Source organism: Actinoplanes sp. NPDC051513 (assembly GCF_044454685.1).
In the GTDB taxonomy this organism is placed as follows: Bacteria; Actinomycetota; Actinomycetes; order Mycobacteriales; family Micromonosporaceae; genus Actinoplanes.
This window is the reverse complement of the sequence record NZ_JBITDW010000014.1, coordinates 25963-50854: the sequence shown is the minus strand read 5'-3', so window position 1 is coordinate 50854 and position 24892 is coordinate 25963. Positions and strand designations below refer to the sequence as shown.

The 24892-nt window shown below is 71.1% G+C and carries 19 protein-coding genes; 9 read left to right on the top strand and 10 right to left on the bottom strand.

Features of this window, described 5'->3' with window-relative positions; all coding sequences use genetic code 11:
• Positions 1-19: 19 nt before the first annotated feature.
• The 6 genes from ACIA5D_RS33855 to ACIA5D_RS33830 are packed head-to-tail and all read right to left on the bottom strand — an operon-like array spanning position 20 to position 5632.
• Entirely contained in the window at positions 20-784 is a 765-nt protein-coding gene (locus ACIA5D_RS33855) for an ABC transporter permease (RefSeq protein WP_396034461.1), read from the bottom strand.
• Complete coding sequence (locus ACIA5D_RS33850) at positions 781-1560, bottom strand: ABC transporter ATP-binding protein (protein ID WP_396034460.1); 780 nt, start codon at positions 1558-1560, stop codon at positions 781-783. The genes ACIA5D_RS33855 and ACIA5D_RS33850 overlap by 4 nt, the downstream gene beginning before the upstream one ends.
• Positions 1557-2399 carry an ABC transporter permease gene (locus ACIA5D_RS33845; RefSeq protein ID WP_396034459.1) on the bottom strand — a complete coding sequence of 281 codons (843 nt, stop codon included), beginning with the start codon at positions 2397-2399 and terminating at the stop codon, positions 1557-1559. The genes ACIA5D_RS33850 and ACIA5D_RS33845 overlap by 4 nt, the downstream gene beginning before the upstream one ends.
• Positions 2396-3391, bottom strand: a complete 996-nt coding sequence (locus ACIA5D_RS33840; protein WP_396034458.1) for a TIGR03842 family LLM class F420-dependent oxidoreductase — start codon at positions 3389-3391, stop codon at positions 2396-2398. Before ACIA5D_RS33840 ends, ACIA5D_RS33845 begins: the two co-directional genes overlap by 4 nt.
• 4 nt (positions 3392-3395) lie before the next feature.
• Entirely contained in the window at positions 3396-4796 is a 1401-nt protein-coding gene (hydA, locus tag ACIA5D_RS33835; RefSeq protein ID WP_396034457.1) for a dihydropyrimidinase, read from the bottom strand.
• The gene (locus ACIA5D_RS33830) at positions 4793-5632 is read right to left on the bottom strand and encodes a nitrilase-related carbon-nitrogen hydrolase (RefSeq protein ID WP_396034455.1); all 840 of its coding nucleotides are present in this window, start codon (positions 5630-5632) and stop codon (positions 4793-4795) included. Before ACIA5D_RS33830 ends, hydA begins: the two co-directional genes overlap by 4 nt.
• Before the next feature lie 350 nt (positions 5633-5982).
• On the opposite strand from ACIA5D_RS33830, the gene ACIA5D_RS33825 reads away from it, so the two are divergent.
• A complete protein-coding gene (locus ACIA5D_RS33825; protein WP_396034454.1) occupies positions 5983-7335 on the top strand; it encodes an aminotransferase class I/II-fold pyridoxal phosphate-dependent enzyme in 1353 nt (450 codons plus the stop codon).
• Positions 7336-7347: 12 nt separating this feature from the next.
• On the top strand, positions 7348-8649 hold the full coding sequence (locus tag ACIA5D_RS33820; protein ID WP_396034453.1) for an aspartate aminotransferase family protein: 1302 nt from the start codon (positions 7348-7350) through the stop codon (positions 8647-8649).
• A 183-nt stretch (positions 8650-8832) separates the two neighbouring features.
• Here ACIA5D_RS33820 and ACIA5D_RS33815 read toward each other — a convergent pair whose 3' ends face one another.
• A complete protein-coding gene (locus tag ACIA5D_RS33815) occupies positions 8833-9708 on the bottom strand; it encodes a phytanoyl-CoA dioxygenase family protein (RefSeq protein ID WP_396034452.1) in 876 nt (291 codons plus the stop codon).
• A gap of 247 nt (positions 9709-9955) precedes the next feature.
• Between ACIA5D_RS33815 and ACIA5D_RS33810 the strand changes: the two genes are divergently transcribed.
• The 3 genes from ACIA5D_RS33810 (at position 9956) to ACIA5D_RS33800 (ending at position 13424) form a co-directional block, all read left to right on the top strand.
• Complete coding sequence (locus ACIA5D_RS33810) at positions 9956-10867, top strand: sugar phosphate isomerase/epimerase family protein (RefSeq protein ID WP_396034450.1); 912 nt, start codon at positions 9956-9958, stop codon at positions 10865-10867.
• Positions 10867-12939 carry a PQQ-dependent sugar dehydrogenase gene (locus ACIA5D_RS33805; RefSeq protein ID WP_396034449.1) on the top strand — a complete coding sequence of 691 codons (2073 nt, stop codon included), beginning with the start codon at positions 10867-10869 and terminating at the stop codon, positions 12937-12939. Before ACIA5D_RS33810 ends, ACIA5D_RS33805 begins: the two co-directional genes overlap by 1 nt.
• A 62-nt stretch (positions 12940-13001) precedes the next feature.
• Positions 13002-13424: a VOC family protein gene (locus tag ACIA5D_RS33800; RefSeq protein WP_396034448.1), complete on the top strand. Its 423-nt coding sequence runs from the start codon at positions 13002-13004 to the stop codon at positions 13422-13424.
• Here the strand turns inward: ACIA5D_RS33800 and ACIA5D_RS33795 are convergent.
• Positions 13421-15646, bottom strand: coding sequence for a putative bifunctional diguanylate cyclase/phosphodiesterase (locus tag ACIA5D_RS33795; protein WP_396034447.1), 2226 nt, complete (start codon positions 15644-15646; stop codon positions 13421-13423). The two genes, ACIA5D_RS33800 and ACIA5D_RS33795, sit on opposite strands and share 4 nt — an antisense overlap.
• A 66-nt stretch (positions 15647-15712) precedes the next feature.
• On the opposite strand from ACIA5D_RS33795, the gene ACIA5D_RS33790 reads away from it, so the two are divergent.
• The 3 genes from ACIA5D_RS33790 (at position 15713) to ACIA5D_RS33780 (ending at position 18655) form a co-directional block, all read left to right on the top strand.
• Positions 15713-17083, top strand: a complete 1371-nt coding sequence (locus tag ACIA5D_RS33790; RefSeq protein ID WP_396034446.1) for an FAD-binding oxidoreductase — start codon at positions 15713-15715, stop codon at positions 17081-17083.
• 70 nt (positions 17084-17153) lie between these two features.
• Positions 17154-17597 (top strand): phosphoglycerate mutase family protein, encoded by a 444-nt coding sequence (locus ACIA5D_RS33785; protein WP_396034445.1) that lies wholly within the window; start codon positions 17154-17156, stop codon positions 17595-17597.
• A complete protein-coding gene (locus ACIA5D_RS33780; protein ID WP_396034444.1) occupies positions 17576-18655 on the top strand; it encodes a M4 family metallopeptidase in 1080 nt (359 codons plus the stop codon). The genes ACIA5D_RS33785 and ACIA5D_RS33780 overlap by 22 nt, the downstream gene beginning before the upstream one ends.
• 20 nt (positions 18656-18675) lie before the next feature.
• On the opposite strand, the gene ACIA5D_RS33775 is transcribed toward ACIA5D_RS33780, so the two are convergent.
• Positions 18676-21981, bottom strand: a complete 3306-nt coding sequence (locus ACIA5D_RS33775; RefSeq protein WP_396034443.1) for a S8 family serine peptidase — start codon at positions 21979-21981, stop codon at positions 18676-18678.
• A 145-nt stretch (positions 21982-22126) separates the two neighbouring features.
• Here ACIA5D_RS33775 and ACIA5D_RS33770 point away from each other — a divergent pair, with 145 nt between their 5' ends.
• Positions 22127-23629, top strand: a complete 1503-nt coding sequence (locus ACIA5D_RS33770; RefSeq protein ID WP_396034442.1) for a DUF4157 domain-containing protein — start codon at positions 22127-22129, stop codon at positions 23627-23629.
• A gap of 14 nt (positions 23630-23643) precedes the next feature.
• Here ACIA5D_RS33770 and fabV read toward each other — a convergent pair whose 3' ends face one another.
• Positions 23644-24837, bottom strand: a complete 1194-nt coding sequence (fabV, locus tag ACIA5D_RS33765) for an enoyl-[acyl-carrier-protein] reductase FabV (RefSeq protein ID WP_396034441.1) — start codon at positions 24835-24837, stop codon at positions 23644-23646.
• Positions 24838-24892: the final 55 nt, after the last annotated feature.

The window sequence follows — 24892 nt, the reverse complement described above, 5'->3', positions numbered from 1 at the left end:
GTGTGGCGAGGACGGAGGATCAGGCGATGAGCCGCGAGCGCCACGGCATCGCCAAGCGCTCCAGCAGGAGCGTGGTGAGGTAGAAAACGAGTCCCAGCAGGCACGCCCCGGCCACGAAGGCCCAGGCGCGGGGGTAGGCGGTGAACGCGGCGGCGGAGGTGATCCGCGAGCCGAGCCCGGTCTGCAGGCCGCCGAAGTACTCGGCGACCACCGCGGCGATCACGGCGAGCGAGGACGCCTGCCGCAGGCCGGTGAAGACGTACGGGAGAGCGCCGGGCAGCCGCACCTTGGTGGCAAAGGTCCAGCCGCTCGCCGCGTACGTGTGCATGAGCTCTTGATGGATGGGATCGACCTCGCGCAGGCCGCGCAGCGTGTTGAGGAAAACCGGGAAGAACACGATGATCGCGGCGACCAGCCGGCGCGGGATGCTGCTGGTCGACTCGAACATGTTGTTGAGGATCGGGGCGAGCGCGATGATCGGCAGCGCGCTGATCACCGCCGCGAACGGGATGGAGATCTCGGCGATCGGCCGGAACCGGCTCGCGACCATGGCCAGCAGCACGCCCGCGAGCGAGCCGCCGATCAGCCCGATCAGCGCGTTCTCGCCGCTGGCGAGGGCCGCCTCCCAGACGTTCTGGCGCTGCTCGACCAGCTCGTCCCAGATGGCGCTGGGCGCGGGCAGGATGAACGGCGCGATCCGGCCGAGGGTGACGGTGAGCTGCCAGGCGGCGATCGCGGCGATGCCGACGAGCACCGGGGGCAGGACGCTGCGGGCCCACCTCATGTCGTGCTCTGCACGGGTACGCCTCGCAGCGCCTGACGGACGTCGGTGACGTGCTCGAAGTACTTCTCGGACTGGCGGGCGGCCTCGTCGCGGGCGGGCAGATCGACCTCGACGGCCGCGGTGATTCTGCCCGGCCTCGCCGACATCACCACGACGCGGTTCGACAGGAACACCGCCTCCGAGATCGAGTGGGTCACGAAGACGGTGCTGGTGCCGGTCTTGGCGCAGATGCCGAGCAGCTCGGTCTGCAGGCGCTCGCGGGTCATCTCGTCGAGCGCGCCGAACGGCTCGTCCATCAGCAGCAGCGGCGGCTGCACGGCCAGGGCGCGGGCGATCGCGACCCGCTGCTGCATGCCGCCGGAGAGCTGGGCCGGGTAGTGGCCGGCGAAGTCGGCCAGCCCGACCAGCGCGAGCATCTCCTCGGCGCGGGCGCGGCGGTCGGCCTTGCCCATGCCGCGCAGCTCGAGGGGAAGCTCCACGTTGCGCCGCACGGTCCGCCACTCGAAGAGCCCGGCCTGCTGGAAGGCGATGCCGTAGTCCTGGTCGCGGCGGGCCTTGCCGGCATCCTTGCCGGCCACGCGCACCGTGCCCTCGGTCGGCTCGATCAGGTCGGCGATCAGGCGCAGGAGCGTGCTCTTGCCGCAGCCGGACGGCCCGATCAGCGACACGAACTCGCCGTCGCCGACCGTCAGGGAGATCTCGGACAGGGCGGTGACCTCGTCACTGCGCCCCTGGTTGAAGACCTTCGTCACCTTGTCCACGACGACAGCGGTCACAGTGTCACCACCTCCACGTGGCGCCGGTGCCGCATGAGCGGCACCTCCAACAGGCTGACGGCGCCGGCGACGACCAGGCCCAGCAGGGCGGCGCCGAGCATCGCGGTGTAGACCTTCGCGGGGTCGCTGGTGGCCTCGCGGGAGTACTCGATGATGAGACGGCCGATGCCGCCGCGCGTGCCGGTGGAGATCTCGCCGACCACCGCGCCCACCACGGCGGCCGCTCCGGCCAGGCGCAGCGCCGGGAACAGGTAGGGCAGCGAGGCGGGCAGGCGGAGCTTGACCAGCGTGCGCCACCACCCGGCGGCGTAGCTGCGCATCAGCTCGACCCCACTCGTGGACGGCGACTGCAGGCCGCGCAGCATGCCCACGGCGACCGGGAAGAACGCCAGGTAGGCCGCGATCACCGCGACCGTCGCCCACGGCGGCATGATGGTGCCGCCCCACCCGGCCACCAGCGGCGCGAGCGCCACCAGCGGAACGGTCTGGCTGAGGATCACGTACGGGAGCAGGCCGCGCTCGACGATCCGGAACCGCTGCATGGCCACGGCCAGCAGCAGCCCGACCAGCGCCCCGATGACGAAGCCGACCGCGGTGATGCCGAACGTGAACGCGCATGCCTGCACCACCACGATCCACACCGGCCGGCCGCCCGTCAGCTCCGGGCGGCCGAGCCGTTGCAGCACCGTCCACAGGTGCGGCATGGACAGGTCGTCGGCGCGCGGCAGGACGCGCACCCCGAACAGCACCGTGCCGTCCGGGCTGCCGACGATCTTGTAGCCCTCCCACAGCAGCACGAAGACCGCGACGCCGGCGAGAACGAACAAAGCTCTTCTCACGTCATCGCCGGGATGATCTGCGTCCCGTACGCGTCAAGGGTTTGCTCTTTGGCATCGTGCTGCAGGTAGACGGCGAACTGGTCGACGCCCAGATCACGCAGCTCGCCGAGGCGCTTGAGGTGGTGCTCGACCGGACCGAGGATGCAGAACCGGTCGACCACCTCGTCGGGCACGAACGTGGTGTGCGTGTTGCCGGCCCGGCCGTGCTCGGCGTAGTCGTAGCCCTCGCGGCCCTTGATGTAGTCGGTGAGCACCTGCGGCACCGCGCCTTCGGAGCCGTAGCGGGACACGATGTCGGCGACGTGGTTGCCGACCATGCCCCCGAACCACCGGGTCTGCTCCCGCTGGTGGTCGAGGTTGTCGCCGACGTAGGCCGGCGCCGCCACGCAGAACTTGATCGCCATCGGGTCGCGCCCGGCTTTCACCGCCGCGCGGCGCACCGCCCCGATCATCCAGGCGGCGATGTCCGGGTCGGCGAGCTGCAGGATGTATCCGTCGCCCACCTCGCCGGTCAGCGCCAAGGCCTTGGGACCGTAGGCGGCGACCCAGACCTCCAGCCGGCTGTCCGGCGCCCAGGCGAACTGGAGCTCCTTGCCGCGTACGGTCACCTTCTCGCCGTTGCCGAGCCCTTTGATCACCTGGACCGACTCGCGGAGCTGGCCCAGCGTCTGCGGCTGGAGGCCCAGCACGCGCAGTGCCGAGTCGCCACGACCGATGCCGCAGATCGTGCGGTTGCCGTACATCTCGTTGAGCGTGGCGAACTGCGAAGCGGTGACCGTCCAGTCCCGGGTTCCCGGGTTGGTGACCATCGGCCCGACGATCACCCGCTCGGTCTCGTCGAGAATCTTGGAGTAGATGACGAACGGCTCCTGCCACAGCACGTGCGAGTCGAACGTCCACACGTGGCTGAAGCCGGCCGCCTCGGCCTTCTTGGCCAGCTCGACCACCGTCCGCGCCGGCGGGTCGTTCTGGAGGACAACACCGATGTCCATGGGCTTACACCAGGTACTCGGAGAGCGCGCGGGGGACGTACTTGCCCCGGCCCTTCCGGCCCTTGTACTCGCCGCCGGACGCGATGACCTCGCCGCGGGCCATGACCGTGTCGACCTTGCCGTCGATCTCCCAGCCCTCCCAGGCCGAGTGGTCCATGTTCATGTGGTGGGTCTCGACGCTGATCCGGGTCTGGCCGCGCGGGTCGTACAGGACGATGTCGGCGTCCGAGCCGGGCGCGATGACGCCCTTGCGCGGATACAGGCCGAACATCCGGGCCGGGGTGGTGGCGATCGTCTCGACCCAGCGCGCGAGGGACATCTTGCCGTCGACCACGCCCTGGTAGAGCAGGTCGACCCGGTGCTCGACGCTGCCGATCCCGTTCGGGATCTTGGAGAAGTCGCCGAGTCCCAGCTCCTTCTGGTCCTTCATGCAGAACGGGCAGTGATCGGTCGAGACCACGGACAGGTCGTTGGTGCGCAGGCCCTGCCACAGGTCGGCGCGGTGGCTCTCGTGCTTGCTGCGCAGCGGCGTCGAGCAGACCCATTTGGCGCCCTCGAAGCCGGGCGCGCCCAACTGGTCTTCCAGCGTCAGGTAGAGGTACTGCGGGCAGGTCTCGGCGAACACGTTGCGGCCCAGGTCGCGGGCGGCCTTGACCTGCTCGAGGGCCTTGGACGCACTCAGGTGCACGATGTACAGCGGGCAGTCGGCGGCCACGCTGGCCAGCCAGATCGCCCGGCTGGTCGCCTCGGCCTCCAGCTCCTGCGGCCGGGTCAAGCCGTGGTAGATCGGGTCGGTCTCGCCACGCTCGAGGGCCTGCTTGACCAGCACGTCGATGGCCGGGCCGTTCTCGGCGTGCATCATGATCATGGCGCCGTTCTCGCGCGCCTTCTGCATGGCGCGCAGGATCTGGCCGTCGTCGGAGTAGAAGACCCCCGGGTACGCCATGAACAGCTTGAAGCTCGTGATGCCCTCGTTCGCGACCAGCTGGTCCATGGCCTTGAGCGCGTCGTCGTCCACGCCGCCGAGGATCATGTGGAAGGCGTAGTCGATGTGGCAGTTGCCGTCGGCCTTGCCGTGCCAGGCGGCCAGGCCGTCCTGGACCACCTCGCCGGTGCGCTGCACCGCGAAGTCGATGATCGTGGTGGTGCCGCCGATCGCGGCGGCCTTGGTGCCGGTGTCGAAGGTGTCGCTGGCGTGCGTGCCGCCGAACGGCAGCTCCATGTGGGTGTGGGCGTCGACCGCGCCCGGGATCACGTACTTCCCGGTCGCGTCGATGACCTCGGGCCCTTCGGGCCCTCTCCCGGGGGCGAAGATGGCGGCGATGGTCTCGCCATCGACGAGTACGTCGCCCGCGTACGCCCCCGTCGGCCCGACCACGGTGCCGTTCTTGATCAGGATGCTCACAGCTCCACCGTCCGGGTGTACGACTCCGGCCGGCGGTCGCGGTAGAACTGCCAGCGCTCGCGCACGGTCTTGATCAGGCTCAGGTCGAGGTCGCGGACGATCAGCTCGGGCTCGTGGGTGTCGCCGACCTCGCCGACGAACTTGCCCTCGGGGTCGACGAAGTAGGTCTGGCCGTAGAAGTCGTCGTCGCCGAGCGGCTCGATGCCGACCCGGTTGATCGCGCCGATGTAGTACTCGTTGGCGACCGCGCTGGCCGGCTGCTCCAGCTGCCAGAGGTAGCTGCTCAGGCCGCGGCTGGTTGCCGACGGGTTGAAGACGATCTGCGCGCCGCCCAGGCCCAGCTCGCGCCAGCCCTCGGGGAAGTGCCGGTCGTAGCAGATGTACACGCCGACCTTGCCGACCGCGGTGTCGAAGACCGGGTAGCCGAGGTTGCCGGGCCGGAAGTAGAACTTCTCCCAGAAGCCCTTGACCTGCGGGATGTGGTGCTTGCGGTACTTGCCGAGGTATCGGCCGTCGGCGTCGACCACCGCCGCGGTGTTGTAGAGGACGCCCTCCTGCTCCTTCTCGTACATCGGCAGGACCATGACCATGCCGAGCTCGGCGGCGAGGGCCTGGAAGCGCTCGGTCGTCGGGCCGGGGATCGACTCGGCGTATTCGTAGTAGGCGGCGTCCTGAACCTGGCAGAAGTACGGCCCGTAGAACAGCTCCTGGAAGCAGATCACCTTCGCGCCCTGCGCGGCGGCGTCGCGGGCATAGTCCTCGTGCGCCTTGATCATCGATTCCTTGTCGCCCGTCCAGGTGGTCTGGACGAGGGCGGCGCGAACGACGTCGGTCATGACTGCTGCCCCTCTCTAGATCAAGTCGGTGCATCCCGGGCACGGTGGCGCACCCGTGATCGTGTGTCTACTCCGAGTTATACGGCCAGCGCTAGTGTTGTTGGCTCCGCTTGGCTCCGCTTGGCTCCGCGGGCGATCGCCTGGTAACCGGTGACGAGCCAGTCGGGTTCCGGCGGCCGCAAACCCCACGGCCGACGGAACCCGACTGTCTCCTCACCGGCGGCGATCGCAAGCTTGCATGTCAGGTTCAGATGCCGTAGGACACTAACGACACACATTCGGGCGGACAATTGCCTGAACGTAACCAGTTGTTTCGGAGAGGTAATTTGCTAGCGCTCATCACCGGAGCTGTGGACGATCGCAGCGCCCGGGGGATCGCCGCGGCCGTCGGCCGTCTGGTCAGCGCCGGCGACCTGCCGGCGGGCGCCCGGCTGCCCACCGTCCGCGACGTCGCGCGCGAGCTCGGGGTCAGCCCCACCACCGTGAGCGAGGCGTGGCGCAGCCTCACCCGGGCCGGCGCCATCCGGACCCGCGGCCGCTCCGGCACCTTCGTGGCCGTGCCCGTCGTGCCCCGGCAGACCTGGCGATACTCGCAGCTGGGGTCGTCGAGGACCGGCCCGGTACGCGACCTGTCGACCGGAATCCCCGACCACGACCTGCTGCCCGACCTCACCGACGCGCTCAAACGGATCGGCGACGGCCGGCTGACCACCAGCTACCTCGACGAGCCGGTCCTGCCGATGCTCGAGACCGTGCTGCGCAACCGATGGCCGTACCCGCCCGAACGCCTCACCGTGGTCGACGGCGCCCTCGACGCGATCGACCGCATCATCGGCGCCGTGGTCAGCTTCGGCGACCACGTCATCGTCGAGAACCCGGCCTTCCCCGCCGTGGTCGACCTGCTACAGACCCTCGGGGCCACGGTGATCGGGGTGCCGATGGACGAGCACGGCATGACCCCCGACCGGCTGCACGAGGCCCTCTCCGAATACCCCGGGGTCGCCGTCTTCCTCCAGCCCCGCGCCCACAACCCGACCGGCGTCAGCATCCCGCCGGCCCGGGCCGCCGCCCTCGCCGCCGTCCTCGCCGAGTTCCCCGAGGTGATCGTCGTCGAGGACGACCACGCCGGCGACATCGCCACCGCGCCCCCGGTCAGCCTCGGCCGCCACCTGCCCGGCCGTACCGTGCACGTCGCCGGCTTCTCCAAGAGTCACGGCCCCGACCTGCGCCTCGCCGCCGTCGGCGGGCCCGCCGCGGTCGTCTCGGCCGTCGCCGACCGGCGGCTGCTCGGCCCCGGCTGGTCCAGCCGCCTGCTGCAGGGCGTGCTGCTCGACCTGCTCACCGATCCGGCCGCCGTCGCACAGGTGACGGCCGCCCGCGACGCGTACGCAGCACGGCGCTCGGCCCTGCTCGCCCGGCTCCACCAGCGCGGGGTGACCGCCACCGCCGCCGACGGCATCAACCTCTGGATGGCCGTCGACGACCAGCAGATCGCCATGGTGTCGCTCGCCGCCCATGGCATCGCGGTCGCCCCCGGCGCGCCGTTCTGTGTCACCCCGCTCGCCTCCGACCACATCCGTGTCACAGCCGGACTGGTCGCCGACGGCTTCGACGACCTCGCCGACGCGCTCGCGTCGGCCGCCATCCTGGACAGCCGCGGCAGCGGCGCCCGGGCCCGAGCGCACCCGCGCGGCTTCCGCTGAGGAGATTCCGACATGACCGACGACCTGCTGGCCCGCCACCGCGCCGTGCTCCCCGACTGGATGCCGATCTACTACGGCGACGACGCGATCGAGATCGTCGCCGGCTCCGGCCGCCGGGTCACCGACGGCGCCGGCCGCACCTACCTCGACTTCTTCGGCGGCGTGCTGACCAACATGATCGGCTACGACATCGCCGAGATCAACGAGGCGGTCCAGCGGCAGCTCGCCACCGGCGTCGTGCACACCTCGACGCTGTACCTGATCCGCGAGCAGGTCTCGCTGGCCGAGAAGATCGCCCGGCTCTCCGGCATCCCCGACGCCCGCGTCTTCCTCACCAACTCCGGCACCGAGGCCAACGAGACCGCGCTGCTCATGGCCACCAACGTGCGCCGCTCCAACCAGATCCTCGCGATCAAGAACAGCTACCACGGGCGGACGTTCGCGACCATGGCCGTCACCGGGCACCGGTCGTGGTCGTCGAGCTCGCTCAGCCCGCTGAACGTGTCGTGGCTCGCGTCCGGCGACCGGTTGCGCGGGCGGATGGCGGGCCTGTCGTCCGGCGACATCCTCGACGCGGCCGTCGATGATCTTCGTGAGGTGCTGGCGACCGTCACCGCGGGGGACGTGGCGGCGCTGATCGCCGAGCCGATTCAGGGCGTGGGCGGGTTCGTGGCCGCGCCCGACGGGGTGCTCGGGGCGTACCAGAAAGTCTTGAATGAATTTGGCATCCTGCTGATCGCGGACGAGGTGCAGACGGGGTGGGGGCGGACCGGGTCGCACTTCTGGGGGTATGAGGCGCACGGGGTGACGCCCGACCTGATCACGTTCGCGAAGGGCATCGGCAACGGGTTCGCGCTCGGCGGCGTCGTCGGGCGGGCATCCGTGATGAACGCGGTCCCGGCGATCAGCTTCTCGACCTTCGGCGGCAACCCGTTGTCGGCGGTGGCGGGGAATGCGGTGCTGGACTACGTGCTCTCGCACGACCTGCAGGCCAACGCGGCCCGCGTCGGGTCGATCCTGCTCGACGGGCTGCGCGCCCTCTCGGTGCCGATCCTGGCCGAGGTGCGCGGCAAAGGCTTGATGGTGGGCCTCGAGTTCGTGCGGGCGGGGACGTCGGAGCCGGATGCCGCGGCGACCGTGCACGTCTTCGACCTGTGCAAGGCGGGTGGGTTGCTGGTGGGCAAGGGCGGGCTGTACGGCAACGTGATCCGGATCGGGCCGGCGCTCACTCTCACCGAGTCGGAGGCGCGCGAAGGACTGGCCATCCTGGTGGACGCCATCAACCGCGTTGATGCCGAGTCGCGGATCGCGTAGTGGTGGGCCGGGCCGCGCCCTCGCTCCTGGGCGCGGCCCGGCGTCGTGCCGGCCGCCTGTCCGTTCGGCCGACCCCCGTTGAGATCTTGACGAGTTGCCGCCCGCCGGTCCCGCCATCCCGGGTGCTCTGGGGGAGGGCTGCCGGGGCGGACGGGACCGGCGGTGACTACGCTCCGTGGCGATTTAGCGGAGCCACGGAATGGACCTGTCGAGCAGCCCGCGGGTCGACAATTCGTGCCGCAGCGGAATTTTCTCGTCGATGTAGCCGTCCCAGTTGACGCCCCAGTAATTGGCGGTGTGGGTCGCCTCGCCGAGCAATTGCCGCTGGACCGGCGTGCGATTCTGCCACCATTCGCCGTCGTGGTCGATCGGCATGTCGTCGAGCGGGCGGATCCACCGGTACGTATATCCGACAAACAGCATCTTGCGGGTCACGGCGCTGCGGTTGACCGAGCGCGAGTGCCACAGCCGCCGGTCGAAGACGAACGCGTCGCCCGGGTTCGCGGTGATCTCCATGGTGCCGCGCGGGTCATGGCCGGCCTCGGTGCGCTCGAGCGTGTTGCTCAGATGGCTGCCCGGGATGACCTTGGTGGCGCCCCGGCCGGTGCGAGACAGGTCGGACAAAACGTACGCGACCTTCAGCGACAGCATCGGCCGCGTCTCGCCGCCGAGCGACTCGGGGTCGGAGTTCTGGCGGTATCCGTCCTGGTGCCAGCCCCAGCCGGGTGGCTCCTCGAACGGCGACGGCGGCGTCACGTCGAGGTGGTTGTGGTGGCTGTAGATGTTCCAGCCGGCCAGCCCCCACACGTACGGGAACGTCGCGGGATGCGTCAGCAACTCGCCGAACTGCTCGTCGCGGTCGAGGAACCCCAGCATGTGCAGGGTGCCGTCGGGCTTGAGCCGGCCGGCCTCGCGCTCGTGCGCGTAGACCCGGTCGACGGCCGCCTCGAGGCGGGCCCGATGCTCCTCGGTGAGCGCGTTGCGAATGAGCAGAATGCCCTCCCGCTGGAACTCGTCGCGTTGCTCCGGCGTGATCGCCTCGAAACCGGTCAATACCATTTGACGGTCCCCCTCAAATGTCCACTATTCGTTTTTCCCCCGGGGGATCCGGTGCTTCATGAGTAGAGACGCCGCTGGGCCGCCATTTCGTTGCAAAGTTTTCTCCCGGCTTCGTGCCAACACTCTCTGTAGCCGGGCGGTTTCGTCTGACGGCGGCGAACTTTCGCTTGATCTGAAGAAACTTGTCTTCACGATCGTCGAAACTTCTGGTTAATCTGCCCGAGGACGCCGTTTGAAGGAGACCGCAATGCCGCAGTCATTGAACCGCCGCCAACTCCTCGGGGCCGCCGCCGCAGCCGGCGCCGCCACCGCTCTCGCCGCCCCCGCCGCCGCCCAGGCCGGAGGCCACGGCCACGGCGACATCCACCGGGTCCCGCGCGACCAGATCAGCGTGCAGCTCTACACCCTGCGCGACCAGCTGGGCATCGACCTCGAGGCGAGCTTCGCCGAGCTCGTGGAGATCGGATACACCCGCGTCGAGCACGCCGGCTTCGTCGGCCGCACGGCCGCCCAGTTCCGCGCGGCACTCGACAACGCCGGCCTGCGCGCCACCTCGGGCCACGTCGGCATCCCGCAGCCCTTCGACGCGAACGCGTGGCAGAGGGCCCTCGAAGACGCCAACATCGTCGGCAACAAGTACATCGTCCACCCGTTCTTCGGGCAGGGCGCCGGTGGCCCGATCCGCGACGCCGCCGTCTACCGGGCGTTCGCCCGCGACCTCAACAAGGCCGGCGCCCTCGCGCGCCGGGCCGGGCTCGACTTCGGCTACCACAACCACCAGGCCGAGTTCCTGCGCCAGAACGGCACCTCGCAGACCGGGTACGACATCCTCACCGGCGAGACCGACCCCCGCCTCGTACACCTCGAAGTCGATCTTTTCTGGGCCTTCCGGGGCGCCCGCGACCCGGTGGATCTCATCGAGAAGCTGCGGGGCCGCATCAAGCAGGTGCACGTCAAGGACCTCGATGTGAGCGGCAGCTTCGCCGACCCCGGCGCCGGCCTCATCGACTTCGGCCGGATCTTCGCGCGCTCGAAGGAGGCCGGCCTGGTCGAGTACATCGTCGAGCGCGACGACGCCGGCACGCCGCCGCGCACCCCGGCCGACGCCCTCACGACCGCCGAGGTCGGCTACGACTTCCTGGCCGGGATCCGGTTCTGATGGTGCGCCGCAAGGCAACGATCAGCGCCGTCGGCGTGGCCGTGCTGCTGGCCTTCCCGACCGCGGCCGTGGCGCACCCGGGCCACGACCTGCCGCCGAGCTCAGATTTCCAGAAAGTCACCCTCGACGACTTTCCCGGCGAGCCGATCGCGCTCGCCGTCCTGCCCGACCGGCGCGTGCTGCACACGGCGCGTACCGGCGAGGTCCGCATCCACGAGCCGTCGACCGGCCGCAACGTGCTCGCCGCGAAGATCCCCGTCTATCAGCACGACGAGGAAGGCGTACAGGGAATTGCCCTTGACCCTGATTTCTCGCGCAACAAGTGGGTGTACGTCTACTACTCGCCGCCGCTGAACACCCCGTCGGACGACCCGTCGACGCCGACCGTCAACGAGGGCGACGCCCCCGCCGAGGGCACCGCGGCCGACTTCGCGCCGTTCAAGGGCGTCATGCGGCTGTCGCGCTACAAGCTGACCGGCAACACGCTGCAGCTCGGCACCGAGCAGAAGATCCTCGAGGTCGGCACCGACCGTGGCCAGTGCTGCCACGTCGGCGGGAAGATCGACTTCGACAGCCACGGAAACCTGTACCTGTCGACCGGCGACGACTCCAACCCGTTCTTCTCCGACGGCTACGCGCCGATCGACGAGCGGGCCAACCGCAACCCGGTCTTCGACGCGCAGCGCTCGGCCGGCAACACCAACGACTTGCGGGGAAAGTTGCTGCGGATCAAGCCCGGCCGCAGCGGCGGCTACACGATCCCGCGCGGCAACCTCTTCAAGCCCGGAACGCCGAAGACCCGTCCGGAAATTTTCGCGATGGGTCTGCGCAACCCGTTCCGCTTCACCGTCGATCCGACCAGCGACGTCGTCTACCTGGCCGACTACTCGCCGGACGCGCAGGTGGCGAACCCGGCGCGCGGTCCCGCCGGTCAGGGCCGCTGGATGGCGATCAGCAAGCCCGCCAACTACGGCTGGCCTTACTGTGTCGCCCCCGACCAGCCGTACGTCGACTACGACTTCGCCACCGGCGTGTCCGGCGCCCCGTTCAACTGCGCCGCCCCCGTCAACGAATCGCCGCACAACACCGGCTTGCGCAATCTTCCCCCGGTGCAGAAGGCACAGGTCATCTACTCGTACGCCCCGAGCACCCAGTTCCCCGAGCTCGGAACGGGTGGGATCGGGCCGATGGGCGGACCGGCCTACGACTACGACCCGCGCCTGCGGTCGGCGATCAAGTGGCCGGCATCGTTCGACGGCCTGCCACTGTTCGCCGAGTGGACCCGCGACTACGTCAAGGCGTTCCACCTCGATCGGCGCAACAACGTCACCCAGATCGACGACGTCATCCCGGAGCTGGTCTTCGACAACCCGATGGACCTCGAGTTCGGCCCCGACGGCGCGCTCTACGTCCTCGAGTACGGCGACGGCTACTTCGCCGAGAACCCCGACGCCCAGCTGTCCCGGTTCGACTTCGTCCGCGGCAACCGCACCCCGATCCCCGTCGCGAGCGCCACGCCGACCTCCGGCCAGGCCCCGCTGACGGTGTCGTTCTCCAGCGCCGGCACCGCGGATCCCGACGGCGACGCCCTGCGCTACGCGTGGGACTTCAACGCGGACGGCAAGGTCGACTCGACCGCGCCCAACGCGTCCTACACGTTCACCACCAACGGCAACTACCGTCCCGTCCTCAAGGTGACCGACTCGACCGGCCGCTCGGCCGCCGCCGAGGTCATCCTCCCGGTCGGCACGCTCGCGCCCGAGGTCTCCTTCGTGACCCCCACGGAAGACCAGCCGTTCAGCTTCGGCGACACCGTGACCTACGAGGTCGCGGTGACCGACGACGCCCCGATCGACTGCGCCCGGGTCACCGTCACCTACATCCTCGGCCACGACCAGCACGGCCACCCGCTGTCCACGTCGTCCGGCTGCACCGGCCAGATCACCACGTTCGTCGACGCCGGCCACGCGGGCGCCGGCAACCTCACGGCGGTGTTCGTCGCCTCGTACACGGACACCGGCACCCCGCCCCAGACCGGAAGCGCGACGGTGGTCCTGACCCCTGCCGCCTGATCCCGCGACAGCGAGCCGGCCGGGCCGTCATGGCCCGGCCGGCCCGTGCGAGGATGCCCCGCATGACCACGCGCCAACAGGCATCCGAGGCTGTGTACGACGACGGCTGGCGCTTCCTGCTCGGCACGCTGCGCACGTCGATCCCGGTCACCTCGCTGGCGGTGGCGGCGTCCGTGGCGGCCCGCGCCGTCGAGGCCTGCGGCGCGGACGCCCTCGACATCCCGGCGGTGCGCCCCTTCTGGGCGGCGATCACGGGCGGCGAGGCCCCGCCGATCTGGTTCCAGCAGATGGACGCGCCGCGCCCCCAGCGCAACCGCATCCACCTCGACATCTGCGTCCCGCATGACGAGGTCCCCGCACGCATCGAGGCGGCCTTGGCGGCCGGCGGCCACCTGGTGTCCGACACCTACGCGCCGGCGTTCTGGGTCCTGGCCGACCCCGAGGGCAACGAAGCCTGCATCACGACCTGGCAGGGCCGCGACTAGGCGGCGGCCCGCACCGCCCGGTACGTCGCGATCTCCGCGGCCGGCAGCGGCCGCGCGAAGTGGTACCCCTGCGCATACCGGTACCCCAGCCGATGCAGCTCCTCCGCCTGCGCGGCCGTCTCCACCCCTTCGGCCACCGCTCGCAGCCCCATCCCGTCGCAGATGCCGATCAGCGCGGCCACGACGACGGCCGCGTGGCCGTTGTCGGTGACGTCGTCGACGAATGACTTGTCGACCTTCAGGATGTCGGCGGGGCAGGTGCGCAGCAGGCCCAGCGACGAGTGGCCGGTGCCGAAGTCGTCGAGGGCGATGTTCACGCCCAGCGCGGCGATCGCCTTCAGCTCGGCCAGGGCCGTGCCGCCGTCGAAGACGGCCGTCTCGGTGACCTCGACGGTGAGGGCGCCCGGCGCCAGGCCGGTGCGGCGCAGGACCTGGTCGACCTCGGCGGCGAAACCGGCCTCCCGCAACTGGCGGGCCGACACGTTGACGCTGACCGTCCGCGGCGCGGCGTCACCCAGCTCGAGCCGCCAGGAAACAGCCTGCCGGCAGGCCTCCTCGAGGATCCACGCGCCCAGCGGGACGATCAGGCCGGTGCGCTCGGCTGCCGGGATGAACTCGACCGGGCTGATCGTCCCCCAGCGGACCAGCGCCTCGACGCCGTGCAACGCGCCGGACGGCAGCGAGACGATCGGCTGGTAGAGCAGGTGCAGCTCGCCGGCGTCGAGGGCGGTGCGCAGGTCGGCGGCCAGCCGGGACTGTTCGGCGCTGCGCTGGTCCATCACCGGGTCGTAGCGCACGAGCCGGCCCTTGCCCTGCCCCTTCGCCGAGTACATCGCGACGTCGGCGCGGCGCAGCAGCTCGCCGGCGGTGTCGCCGTGACGGGCGGGCGCCAGGCCGATGCTCGACTCGACGACCAGGTCGTGGCCGCCCGCGCGCACGGGCAGCCGCAGCTCGGCGGCGACCGCCGCCAGCGGCGCGGTGTCGTCGCCGAGCAGCAGCAGGGCGTACTCGTCGCCGCCGAGGCGGGCCACCATGCCGCCGGCGGGGAGCTGCGCGGCGATGCGTTCGCCGACGGCGATGATCAGGGCGTCGCCGACCGCGTGGCCGAGGTCGTCGTTAATCGCCTTGAAGTCGTCGAGGTCGATCAGGGCGACCGTCACCGGCTCGCCGGCCGCCAGCGCCGCGGTGATCTCACACGTGAGCACGGTGCGGTTGGGCAGGCCGGTGAGAACGTCGTGGGTGGCCTGGTGGGCCAGCTCGCGGCCGCGGGCGTCGAGGTCGTCGAGCAGCCGTACGTTGTCCCGCAGCGCGACCACCTGCCGGGCGGCGACGAGCAGCGTGACGGTGACCGAGCCGATCGCGACGGCGACGAGGCCGGTGGCGTGCGTGATCGCGCCGAACAGCAGCAGCCCGCCGGTGGCCAGCACGGCGGTGTACGGCATGACGCTGAGCCGCCGGGGGACCGGGCGGGGGAGGGGACGGCCCGTGCGGGTGGCGCGCGTCTGCCGCTGTGCCGCGAGGACGACCAGCAGGCAGGTGGTCGACAGGGTCACGGCGCCGGAGTTCACGTACGGATGGGCGGCCGCCAGCGGCGCCAGTGACCCGCCACCCGCGCCGACCGCGCCGGTCAGCGCCAGGACGTGCAGGGCGCGCCGGTCGATCGGGCCGGTCCCGGTGAACGCCACCTTGACGAACGCGAACACGCATACGCAGCCGGCGCCGATCAACACGAGGACGGCGGTGGCCCCGCCCGCGCTGTCGTCCATCCACTCGCTCCAGCGCGGGTAGATCAGGTGGACGCTGAAGGTCAGCACCGTGACGATGACCGCCGCGATGTCCAGGCCGAAGCGCGCCCACTCGATCCGCGCCCGGCGCGCCCCGGGGATGCGCATCAGTCCCAGCAGCATCACCAGCAGCCCGGCCACGTCGATGACCGCGGTGAGCTCGCTGATCCGCTGCCCGGTCTCGTCGCCGCTGAAGTAGTCGCGGGCGCTGCCGGCCGCGCCGAGGCCCATCAGCACCATGCCCACCGACATGTACCGCCAGAACGCCCGGCCCTGCCCGCCCGCGCGCCACGAGACGATCACGGAGATCGGCACCGAGCCGAGCAGCGGGAGCCAGCCGAGGACCGCCGGGATCCGGTGGACCAGCCCGGCCGCGAAGATGGTGGTCGCCGCCACGACCAGGGACACGCAGGCGGCCACGGCGCGGCTGGTCCTCACACCGTCCCCATCGGCCGGGGAGGGCGGTGGTCTGAGCATTCGCCGCGCGGCGCGTAGGGTCCACGTGTGAAAGATCTGCTCCACGGCCTCGATCTGGTCGACGATCCGGACGTCCTGGAGAGCCTCAGCCACGACGAGGCGGAGTGGGCGCCCTTCGGGAAGGCGGTCGCGGCCGTCCGGCCGAGAAACACCGATGACGTACGGCGGGTGGTCGCCGCGTGCGCGCAGCGGAACATCCCGATCGTGTCCCGCGGCGCCGGGACGGGCCTGTCCGGCGGCGCGAACGCGGTCGACGGCGCGCTGATCCTCGACCTGTCGAAGATGAACCGGATCGTCGAGATCGACGCCGGGAACATGACCGCCACCGTCCAGCCGGGCGTGGTCAACGACGACCTGAAGGCCGCGGTCGCCGAGCACGGCCTCTGGTATCCGCCCGACCCGGCCAGCGCGCCCTGGTCGACGATCGGCGGCAACGTCGCCACCAACGCGGGCGGCCTGTGCTGCCTCAAGTACGGCGTGACCCGCGACTACGTGCTCGGCCTGGAGGCCGTCGTCGGCGGGCCGGCCGGCGAGTACGGCACGGTCGTGCGGCTGGGCCGGCGCACCACCAAGGGCGTCAGCGGCTACGACCTGGCCGGCCTGTTCACCGGGTCGGAGGGCACCTTCGGCGTGATCACCGAGATCACCGTACGGCTGCGCCCGGCCCGCCGCGAGGCCCCGCGCACGGTCGTCGGCGCGTTCGCGAGCGTCGTCGCGGCGGGGGAGGCGGTCGCCGCGATCACCCGGGCGGGCCTGCTCCCCGCCGCCCTCGAACTGCTCGACCGCACCTGCCTGCGCGCCGTCGAGGAATGGAAGCACCTGGGCCTGGAGTCCGACGCCGCCGCGCTGCTGCTGGCCCAGCTCGACGCGCCCGGTCGCGCCGGCGACGAGGAGGCGGCCGCGGTGGCCGGCGTGTTCCGCGCGGCCGGGGCCCTGTGGGCCGAGCAGTCCACCGACGAGATCGAGGCCGAGGCCCTGTTCGCGGCGCGCCGCCTGGCGTATCCGGCCCTGGAACGGCTCGGTCCCGTGCTCACCGAGGATGTCTGTGTGCCGCGCTCACGCGTACCCGGGATGTTGTCCTCGATCGAAGCGATCGCCGCGCGGCATGGCACGACCATCGCGACGATCGCGCACGCCGGCGACGGGAACCTGCACCCGATGATCCTGGCCCCGGCCGGCGACGACGACGCGAAACGGGCGGCGCAGGCCGCGTTCGAAGACATGCTGACCGCCGCGATCGCGATGGGCGGCACGGTGACCGGCGAGCACGGTGTCGGCCTGCTGAAACGCTCCGGCATGCGGCAGGAGCTGTCGCCCGCGGTGCTCGCCATGCAGGTCGCCGTGAAGCAGACCCTCGACCCGCTGAACCTCTTCAACCCCGGCAAAGTTGTCGGCTGACCGACCGACCTCTCGACCGCGCATGTGTTCACTGAGAGTATCGACGGCCTCACCACTGGCTGGAGGGCTCGTGATCACGGTTCTCTTGGTGCGGCACGCGGACATCGACCTTCCACCGGCCTCCGCCGACCCGCCGCTGAACGCCACCGGGCGGGCGCGGGCCGAGGCCCTCGCCCGCGTTGTCGGCCGTGCGGGGGTGACGGCCGTGTTCACCTCGGCGCTCACCCGCACCAAGCAGACCGTGGCGTCGGTGGGCATCGAGTCACGGGTCATGCCGGACGACGTCGCGCCGCGCATCAGAGCCGGTGAGTTCGGCGACGTCGTGCTGATCGCCGGCCACAGCAACACCGTTCCCGAGGTCATCGCCGAGCTGGGCGTGGCGGCGCCCCCGGTCATCGGCGAGACCGAGTTCGACAATCTGTTCGTCGTCACCGTCAGCGACGACGCCGCCCTGCTCTCCCTGAAGTACGCGACCGAGATCCGAGGTGCGCCATGTCCACCAGCCGCCGACTGAACTGCATCACGCCGCCCTACATCCTGAACCGGCTCCTCGACAGCGACAACGCCGAGATCCGCGCCGCCGCCCTCGCCACGCTGCTCACCACCGCGCGGCTGCGCGGCCAGCGCGAGGTGCGCGGCCTGATCGCCGGCGCCCTCGCCTCGCCCGGCGACGGGCGGCGCAGCATCTTCGACTGCGAGCACGGGACGTTCCTGCCGTTCGCCACGCTCGCCCGCTCCGAGGACGACGGGCCGGTCGCCGACGAGTCGGTCAACCGGGCCTTCGACGGGTTCGGCGCGACCCGCGACTTCTACCGCGACATCTTCGACCGCAACTCCATCGACGGGCGCGGCATGCGCCTGCAGGGGTACGTGCACCGCGGCGACCGCTACAACAACGCGTTCTGGGACGGCCAGGAGATGGTGTTCGGCGACGGCGACGGGCAGGTCTTCGCCGACTTCACCGGCTCGCTCGACGTGATCGCGCACGAGCTCGGGCACGGCGTCACCGAGCACACCGCGAACCTCGAGTACCGCACCCAGTCCGGCGCGCTCAACGAGTCGATGTCCGATGTGGCCGGGTCGATCGTGAAGCAGTGGCACCTGGGGCAGACCGCCGAGCAGGCCGACTGGCTGATCGGGCCCGAGGTGTTCACGCCGAGCATCGACGCCGACGCGCTGCGGTCGATGAAGGCGCCGGGCACCGCGTTCGACAACAAGCTCTTCGGCAAGGACCCGCAGCCCGACCACATGGACCGCTACATGGACCTGCCGGACACCGAGGACGGCGACTACGGCGGCGTGCACATCAACTCGGGCATCCCCAACAAGGCGTTCTACCTGGTGGCGAGCGGCATCGGCGGCAACTCGTGGGAGGCGCCGGGGCACATCTGGTACGAATCGCTGAAGGCGTCCACGGCGACCACGCAGTTCCAGGAGTTCGCCGACACGACGCACGCCAAGGCCGGCCAGCTGTACGGCGCGGGCGGCGCCGAGCAGCAGGCGGTCGCCGCGGGCTGGGAGGAAGTGGGCATCGGCATCACGCCGCCGCCGGCGAGCCCGAGGCGCCGCTGAGGGCGCCCCGGGCGTCGGTCTCATCGGTAGCGGTAGGCGCGGGTGATCGTCTCGGCCACGGTGTTGCCGGCGGTGTCCGTCGCCGCCGCGCGCAGCGAGACGAACCCGTGTCCGCGCGGGTGCTGCACCAGCGCCACCGCCTTCTCCCCGATCCGTACGACGACGAGGCGCTTCCACGTCCGGCCGTCGTCGAAGGACGCGTCCACGCTCAGGCTGCGCGTGGTCGCCCGGGCGGCCCCCACCTGCCGGTCCAATGAGATCGGCAGGGCCAGGGGCCGTCCGGCCTTCGTGGCGCCGGCGACGTCGAGGTCCGGCGAGAACCGGATCGCGGTCATCGGCAGGTTCACCAGCTTGCCGTCCGGCACGTGCGCCGACCGGAACGTCCACTCCGCGTCGACCACGGTGGAGAGTGTGAACGCGGGGTCACTGGTGAACACCGCGCGCACCCGGTAGTCGCCCGCCGCCGCCGGGACCTGAGCGGCCTGCGGCGTCTCGGACGACTGCGCGACCTGCGTGCCGTTGCGGTAGATCCGCACGTCGGCGTGGCCGCCGCGGACGAACCGGAAGCCCTCGTGGCCGCTGCCGTCGCCGTGCAGCGGGCCCGGCCCGCCCATCGTGTCGCCCCAGTAACGGGCGGCGTACTGCTGGCCGAACTCGGGCTCCGGGAAGACCGGCCCCTGGACACCGCCGGCCCATTTCACCGTGTAGGCGCGGCCGGGCTGCCACGAGGTCCAGTCGGACTCGTAGTGGGTGTAGCCCGGCTGCCCGCTGGAGACCAGCCACTCGGCCTGCTGATCCCGGTTGAAATATTCGACGACCGTGCCCGGCACGTCGTAGTTGAAGCTGAGCGGGCTCTGTCGTGCGTCGGAGCTGCGATACACGGCCGAGTTTCCGGGCGCGCGCGCAACGACAAGGCGATTGACGCGTACGCCGGGCACGTCCGCGCCGATCTGCGACCGCACCCGGGCGAAATCGCCGTCGCGGAGCGCTTTCGTCTTGCCGGCCATCATCTTTCCGCGTTCGTAGAAGTAGACCCGGTAGACGGCCGGGCTGTTCACCGGCGAGCCGTCGACGAGGCGCGCCCACGACCCGGACAGGTAGGACACGAAACCGGGCGCCTTGGCGCCACCCTGGGCCGGGCCGGTGCTCAGCCGCGCGAAATTCACGTTCATCAGAACGCCGTACGGGTCGTTGCTGCCCCAGATCTCCGGCGCTTTCGTGCGGATCGTCCAGCCCGCCTCGTGGTAGGTGGGCACGGCCCGCTTGTCGGCGACGGTGATCGCCACCGGCTTGGCGGCCCGGGGGTCCATGATGATCGTGCGGTCCTGGTCGAGCACCAGATCCGGGTCGACCAGCGAGGTGATCGCCGGGTCCTCCTCGCTGCCGGTGAGCAGGTAGGACTGCGCGACGTAGTGGCCGGGGCTCACCGGCACCTGCAGGTCGTCGCCCGTGTGCGCGAAAGCGGTGACCGACTGCTGGTCCAGGTCGGTGAGCATGGTGACCCAGCGCGGGTTGTCGCCGGTCACGCCGGGGGTGCGGATGGTCAGGAGGCGCCGCTCCAGGTACATCGCGATCGGCGTCTGCACCCGCAAGTTTCCGGCCGTCGCGGTCAGTTCGCCGCCGTAGGGCTGGTTCGGCAGATCCGCGGCCGGGTGCGCGGACACGGTCACCGTGGCGACCCCGTTCGCGGGCACAGTGACAGTCGCGGCGCTCAGCTGGAAAGTTTCGCCGGGCGCATTCGTGCGCAGAGCCAGGCTCAGCGTCACCGGCGTCGCGCTGCTGTTCGCGTACGTGACGGCTTGTTCGTGAACTTTCGTGTCGCGCGCGAAACCGACGCTGACCGGGTCGGCGGTGACCGGCTGGTCGAGGGCGCGCGCCACGTCGACCAGTCCGGCGCCCTGCTCGTAGGGGCCGAGGTCGGCGCTCGGGTCGGCCGCGGCGGTCAGGGTCGCCTTGAGCCGGGCGGCGCGCCACTCCGGGTGCTGCTGCGCGAGCAGGGCGGCGGCCCCGGCGACGTGCGGTGTCGCCATCGACGTGCCGGAAAGCGACGCGTACGCATCGTTGCCGTCGATCGGCGGAAACTCGCCGTCGGCGGAGCGGGCAGCCACGATGGATACTCCCGGACCGGTGATGTCCGGCTTGACCGCGGCGTCCTCGGCGCGCGGCCCCTTGCTGGAGAACGACGCCAGAATTTTCGTCTTGGTCACGGCGCCCACGGTCAGCGCGTCGTCGGCGCTGCCCGGCGACCCGATCGTGCTGTCGCCGTACTCGCCGTCGTTGCCGGCCGCGATCACGAAAAGAATCCCGTACTTCGCGGACAGGTCGTTCACCGCCGCCTCGAGCGGGTCGATGTCCGGCGTGTCGGGGGAGCCCAGGCTGAGGTTGGCGACCGCGGCGCCCTGCTCGGCGGCCCACGCCATGCCGGCCAGGATCGCCGACTCGGGGCAGCCCTCGAGGCCGCAGACCTTGGCGCTGAGCAGTTTCGCGCCCGGCGCGACCCCCCGGTACTTCCCGCCCGAGGCCGCGCCGGTGCCGGCGATCGTCGAGGCGACGTGCGTGCCGTGGCCGACGTGGTCGAGCAGGTCGCCCGAGCCGGTGAAGTCGGCCGCCCCGGCCACCTGCCCGGCCAGGTCGGGGTGGTCGAGGTCGACGCCGCTGTCGATGACCGCGACCTTGACGCCCGTGCCGGTGAGCCCGGCCTGCCAGGCGGCGGGCGCGCCGATCAGCGGCACGCTGACGTCGAGGGTGGGCCTGCGCAGCCCGTCCAGCCAGACTTTCGTGATTCCGCCGCGCAGATTTCCGGCGGTGGTCAGGCTTCTCCACAGGTCGGCCGGCTTGCGGCGGTCCTGCTCGTAGGCGGTCACGCCGACGTCCGGCAGATGCTTGGTCTTGCGCGCGCCGGCCGGGGCGGCTGTGCCCGCGATGAGCAGCGGGAGCGTGCGGCGGGTGTCGTCGTAGCCGAAGCGCAGCAACGCCGACACGTCGAAGAGCCGGTCGTCGAGGCGGCCGCTGGCCAGCAGCCCCGCGGCGTCGGCCGGGACGACCCGCACGTCGTTGCCCGCGCTCGAGGTGAGGAACGGGATCCCCTCCCGGCCGGGCGCCGGGTCGACGTCCACGGCGGTCTGCCCGGCGACGCTGCGTACCCGTACGGTGTCGCCGGTGATCAGGGTGACCGCCCGTGATGAGGCGGCGAAGGCCGGCCCGGTCGCCGCGGTGGCGGCGCCGCTCCCGGCGGTCTGCGCGGCGGCGAGGCCCCCGCCGGGCATGGCGGACCAGGCCGCGACGCCCGCCAGGGCCAGCACGGCCGTGGTGCGAACCAGTCGCATGTTTCTCCTCTGTTTCCCCGCGCCGATCGGCGCTTGGCGGGCAACCTACGCAGCAAATCCACAGAGGAAAATGTCATTCCGGCGCCGTGGCGACTGTTGGACAGTCCCCTTTCGCGGGGTTGCCCGGGTGGCGGATGATGGCCGGGTGAGGAAGCGGGCGCCGGAGCGGGACCGCGACCTGCCGGAGGCGAAGGAAGCGGCGGTCGGTGGCACGGCCGTGCCGCTGTCCAACCAGATGCTCCTGCGCGCCATGACCCGGCCCGGCGATGCGCTGGAACGTGACGCCGAGCGGGGCGGCGAGGCCCGGGAGACCGACCGCGGCGGCGGGTTGCTGCCCCGTGGGGTCGTCGAGACGCTTGCGGCCGCCGGCCGGCCCCTCGACGGCGCGACCATGGCCGCGATGCAGCAGCGGTTCGGCCGGGACTTCTCCGGTGTCCGGGTGCATACCGACGGCGCGGCGACCCGGTCGGCCGGCCAGGTCGGCGCGGCCGCGTACACGGTCGGGCCGGACATCGTGTTCGGCGCCGGGCAGTACGCGCCGGGCACGGCCGGCGGCGACCGCCTGCTCGGCCACGAGTTGGCCCACGTGGTGCAGGGCGGGTCCACGCTCAAGCGCTTCCACCTGCCGCACGGCGCCCACCAGGGCGCCAAGTGGGACGAGACGTCGAAGATAGCCGGCACCTACGCCGCCATGCTGGCCACGATCCGATCGATCGTCGCGGCCTCGGTCTCGTACGGCACGACGGTCAACATGGACACCTTCGTCGAGAACTGCGGCGGAAACTCGGCCGGCCGCAAGATCTCCAAGACGCTGGGCTCGGACATGCCGACGGTCAAGTCCATGCTGCTGCCGCGCTATCTGCTGACCAGCCGCGCCGGCCTGCTCGACATGCGGCATTTCTTCCAGCTGCTCTACATCTCCCATTTCGTCTCGGCGGTGTCGCCCGGCACCAACGGCAACCGGTCGGCCACCCGGCAGGGCCGCGAACACGAGCTGGAGGCCGAGTCGGAATCGCGGTTCGGCGCCGAGGACGCCACCTCCAACGCCATGGGGGCGTACACCGGCAGCCGCCTGGCGGGCCGGCCGCAGTCCGACGACCTGATCGACACCATCAAGGACATGCTCGACCGCTGCGACCCCGTCGACTTCGTCTCGCTCAGCTCGGTCAGCCAGTCGGCGGTCCTGCACTTCTACGGCGACGTGGTGAACGACCCGAAGCCGAAGAGCCCCGGCGACATGATCCCCGCCAACCAGAACGAGTCCGCGGTCCCGCCCCTGCTGACCATCCCGGAGTTCGCGGGCAAGGAGCGCTCGTTCCCGTTCGTGATCGACCCGGACGATCCCAAGACCATCACCGACACCGACTTCCTCAAGGGCGCGCTGAGCGTCGACGACGATGACGACGTCCGCGAGTTCACGTTCACCCAGCGGCCCGAGGTGATCAAGCTGCTCACGCCGCACGAGAAGGTGCGGATGGCGGAGCTCGCCTTCGAAGGCTGGGTGGCCGACGGCGACATCGACGCGATCGAGGTGCTCTACACCAGCGCGACCCCGGCCGAGAGGTCGATGATCAGGAAGGCGATCGACCCCAGCGACCTCATCAGCGGCGACCAGGAATCCCGCCTCGAGGCGATCTTCGCCCGGTGAGGCAATGAGGTTTGTCAGGCCGGCCAGGGCTGATCGGTCTCGACCGGATGCGTGTAGTCGACGCCCGGCACGTCGAAGCCGTACAGCGCCCGGAACTGCGTGCGGAACCAGTCGATGTCGGCGAGTTCGTCGACCGTCTCGGGGGCGATCGCCTGCCAGCGCTTGGTGACCCCGGCCTGCACCGCCGGGTCGAGCTCCCATCGGTCGAGCCGCGCCCGCCCCTCGTCGTCCATGTCGAACGGCCGGGCGCCGGTCAGTTGCTCCCACAGCTGCACCGACTGCTCGATCGGGGACTGCAGCCGCTCGCCCAGCTCGCCGCGCAGCATGCTGACGTAGAGCGCGATGCTGGGGATCGCGGTGGAGGCCTGGGTGACCGCGGCCCCGTTCACCACCGTCAGCGCCCGGCCGCCGCGCGGCGTGAGCTGCGCGTCGAGCTCGCGGGCCGTGGCCTCGAGGTTGGCCTTGGCCGCCCCGATGGTGCCGTTGCGGTAGATCGGCGCGTTCAGCTCGGAGCCGATGTACGTCAGCGCGACCGTCCGGAACCCGTCGCGCAGCAGCCCTCGCTCGGACAAGGCTTCGATCCAGCGCGACCAGTCCTCGCCGCCCATCACCCGTACGGTCGCGTCGGCCTCGGCCTCGTTGGCCGGCTCCAGGGTGACCTCGCGCAGCGACGGTGTCCCCTCGATGTCGAACTCGAGGGTCTTGGTGACGTACGTGCGGCCGAGCGGTTTGATCACGGACTGGTAGGTGTCCCCGCTGCGCGGGTCGGTGCGCCGCGGCGCCGCCACGCTGTAGATCAGGTAGTCGATGCCGCCGAACCGCTCGGCGATCAGGTCGAGCGCCTGCGTCTTGGTTGTGTCGGCGAACGCGTCGGCGTTGAGGAACGAGAAGTCGCAGCCGAGCTCGCGGGCGATCGCGTCGGTGGCGATGGTGCGGTACCAGCCGGCGGTCGCGCTGCGCCGCCCGGCGGGCCGCTCGAAGCCGATGCCGAGCCCGCGGATGCCGTGCCGGACCAGCCCGGCGATCGTCGCCGACAGGCCGTACCCGGCGCTGGAGCCGATCACCAGCGCGACCGGCCCGGGCGTCGCCGCGTCACGCGGCGCCCCGGCCTCGGCGCGCATCCGCGCGACGCTCTCGACGCACCCGGCGGGGTGCGAGTCGAGCAGGAGAAACCCGCGGCCGGTGGGACTCACGATGCGCTCGGACATGGTCCGTAGCGTAGCGGTGGATCACCGCCGCGCCACCCATCCCGATCGGGTAATC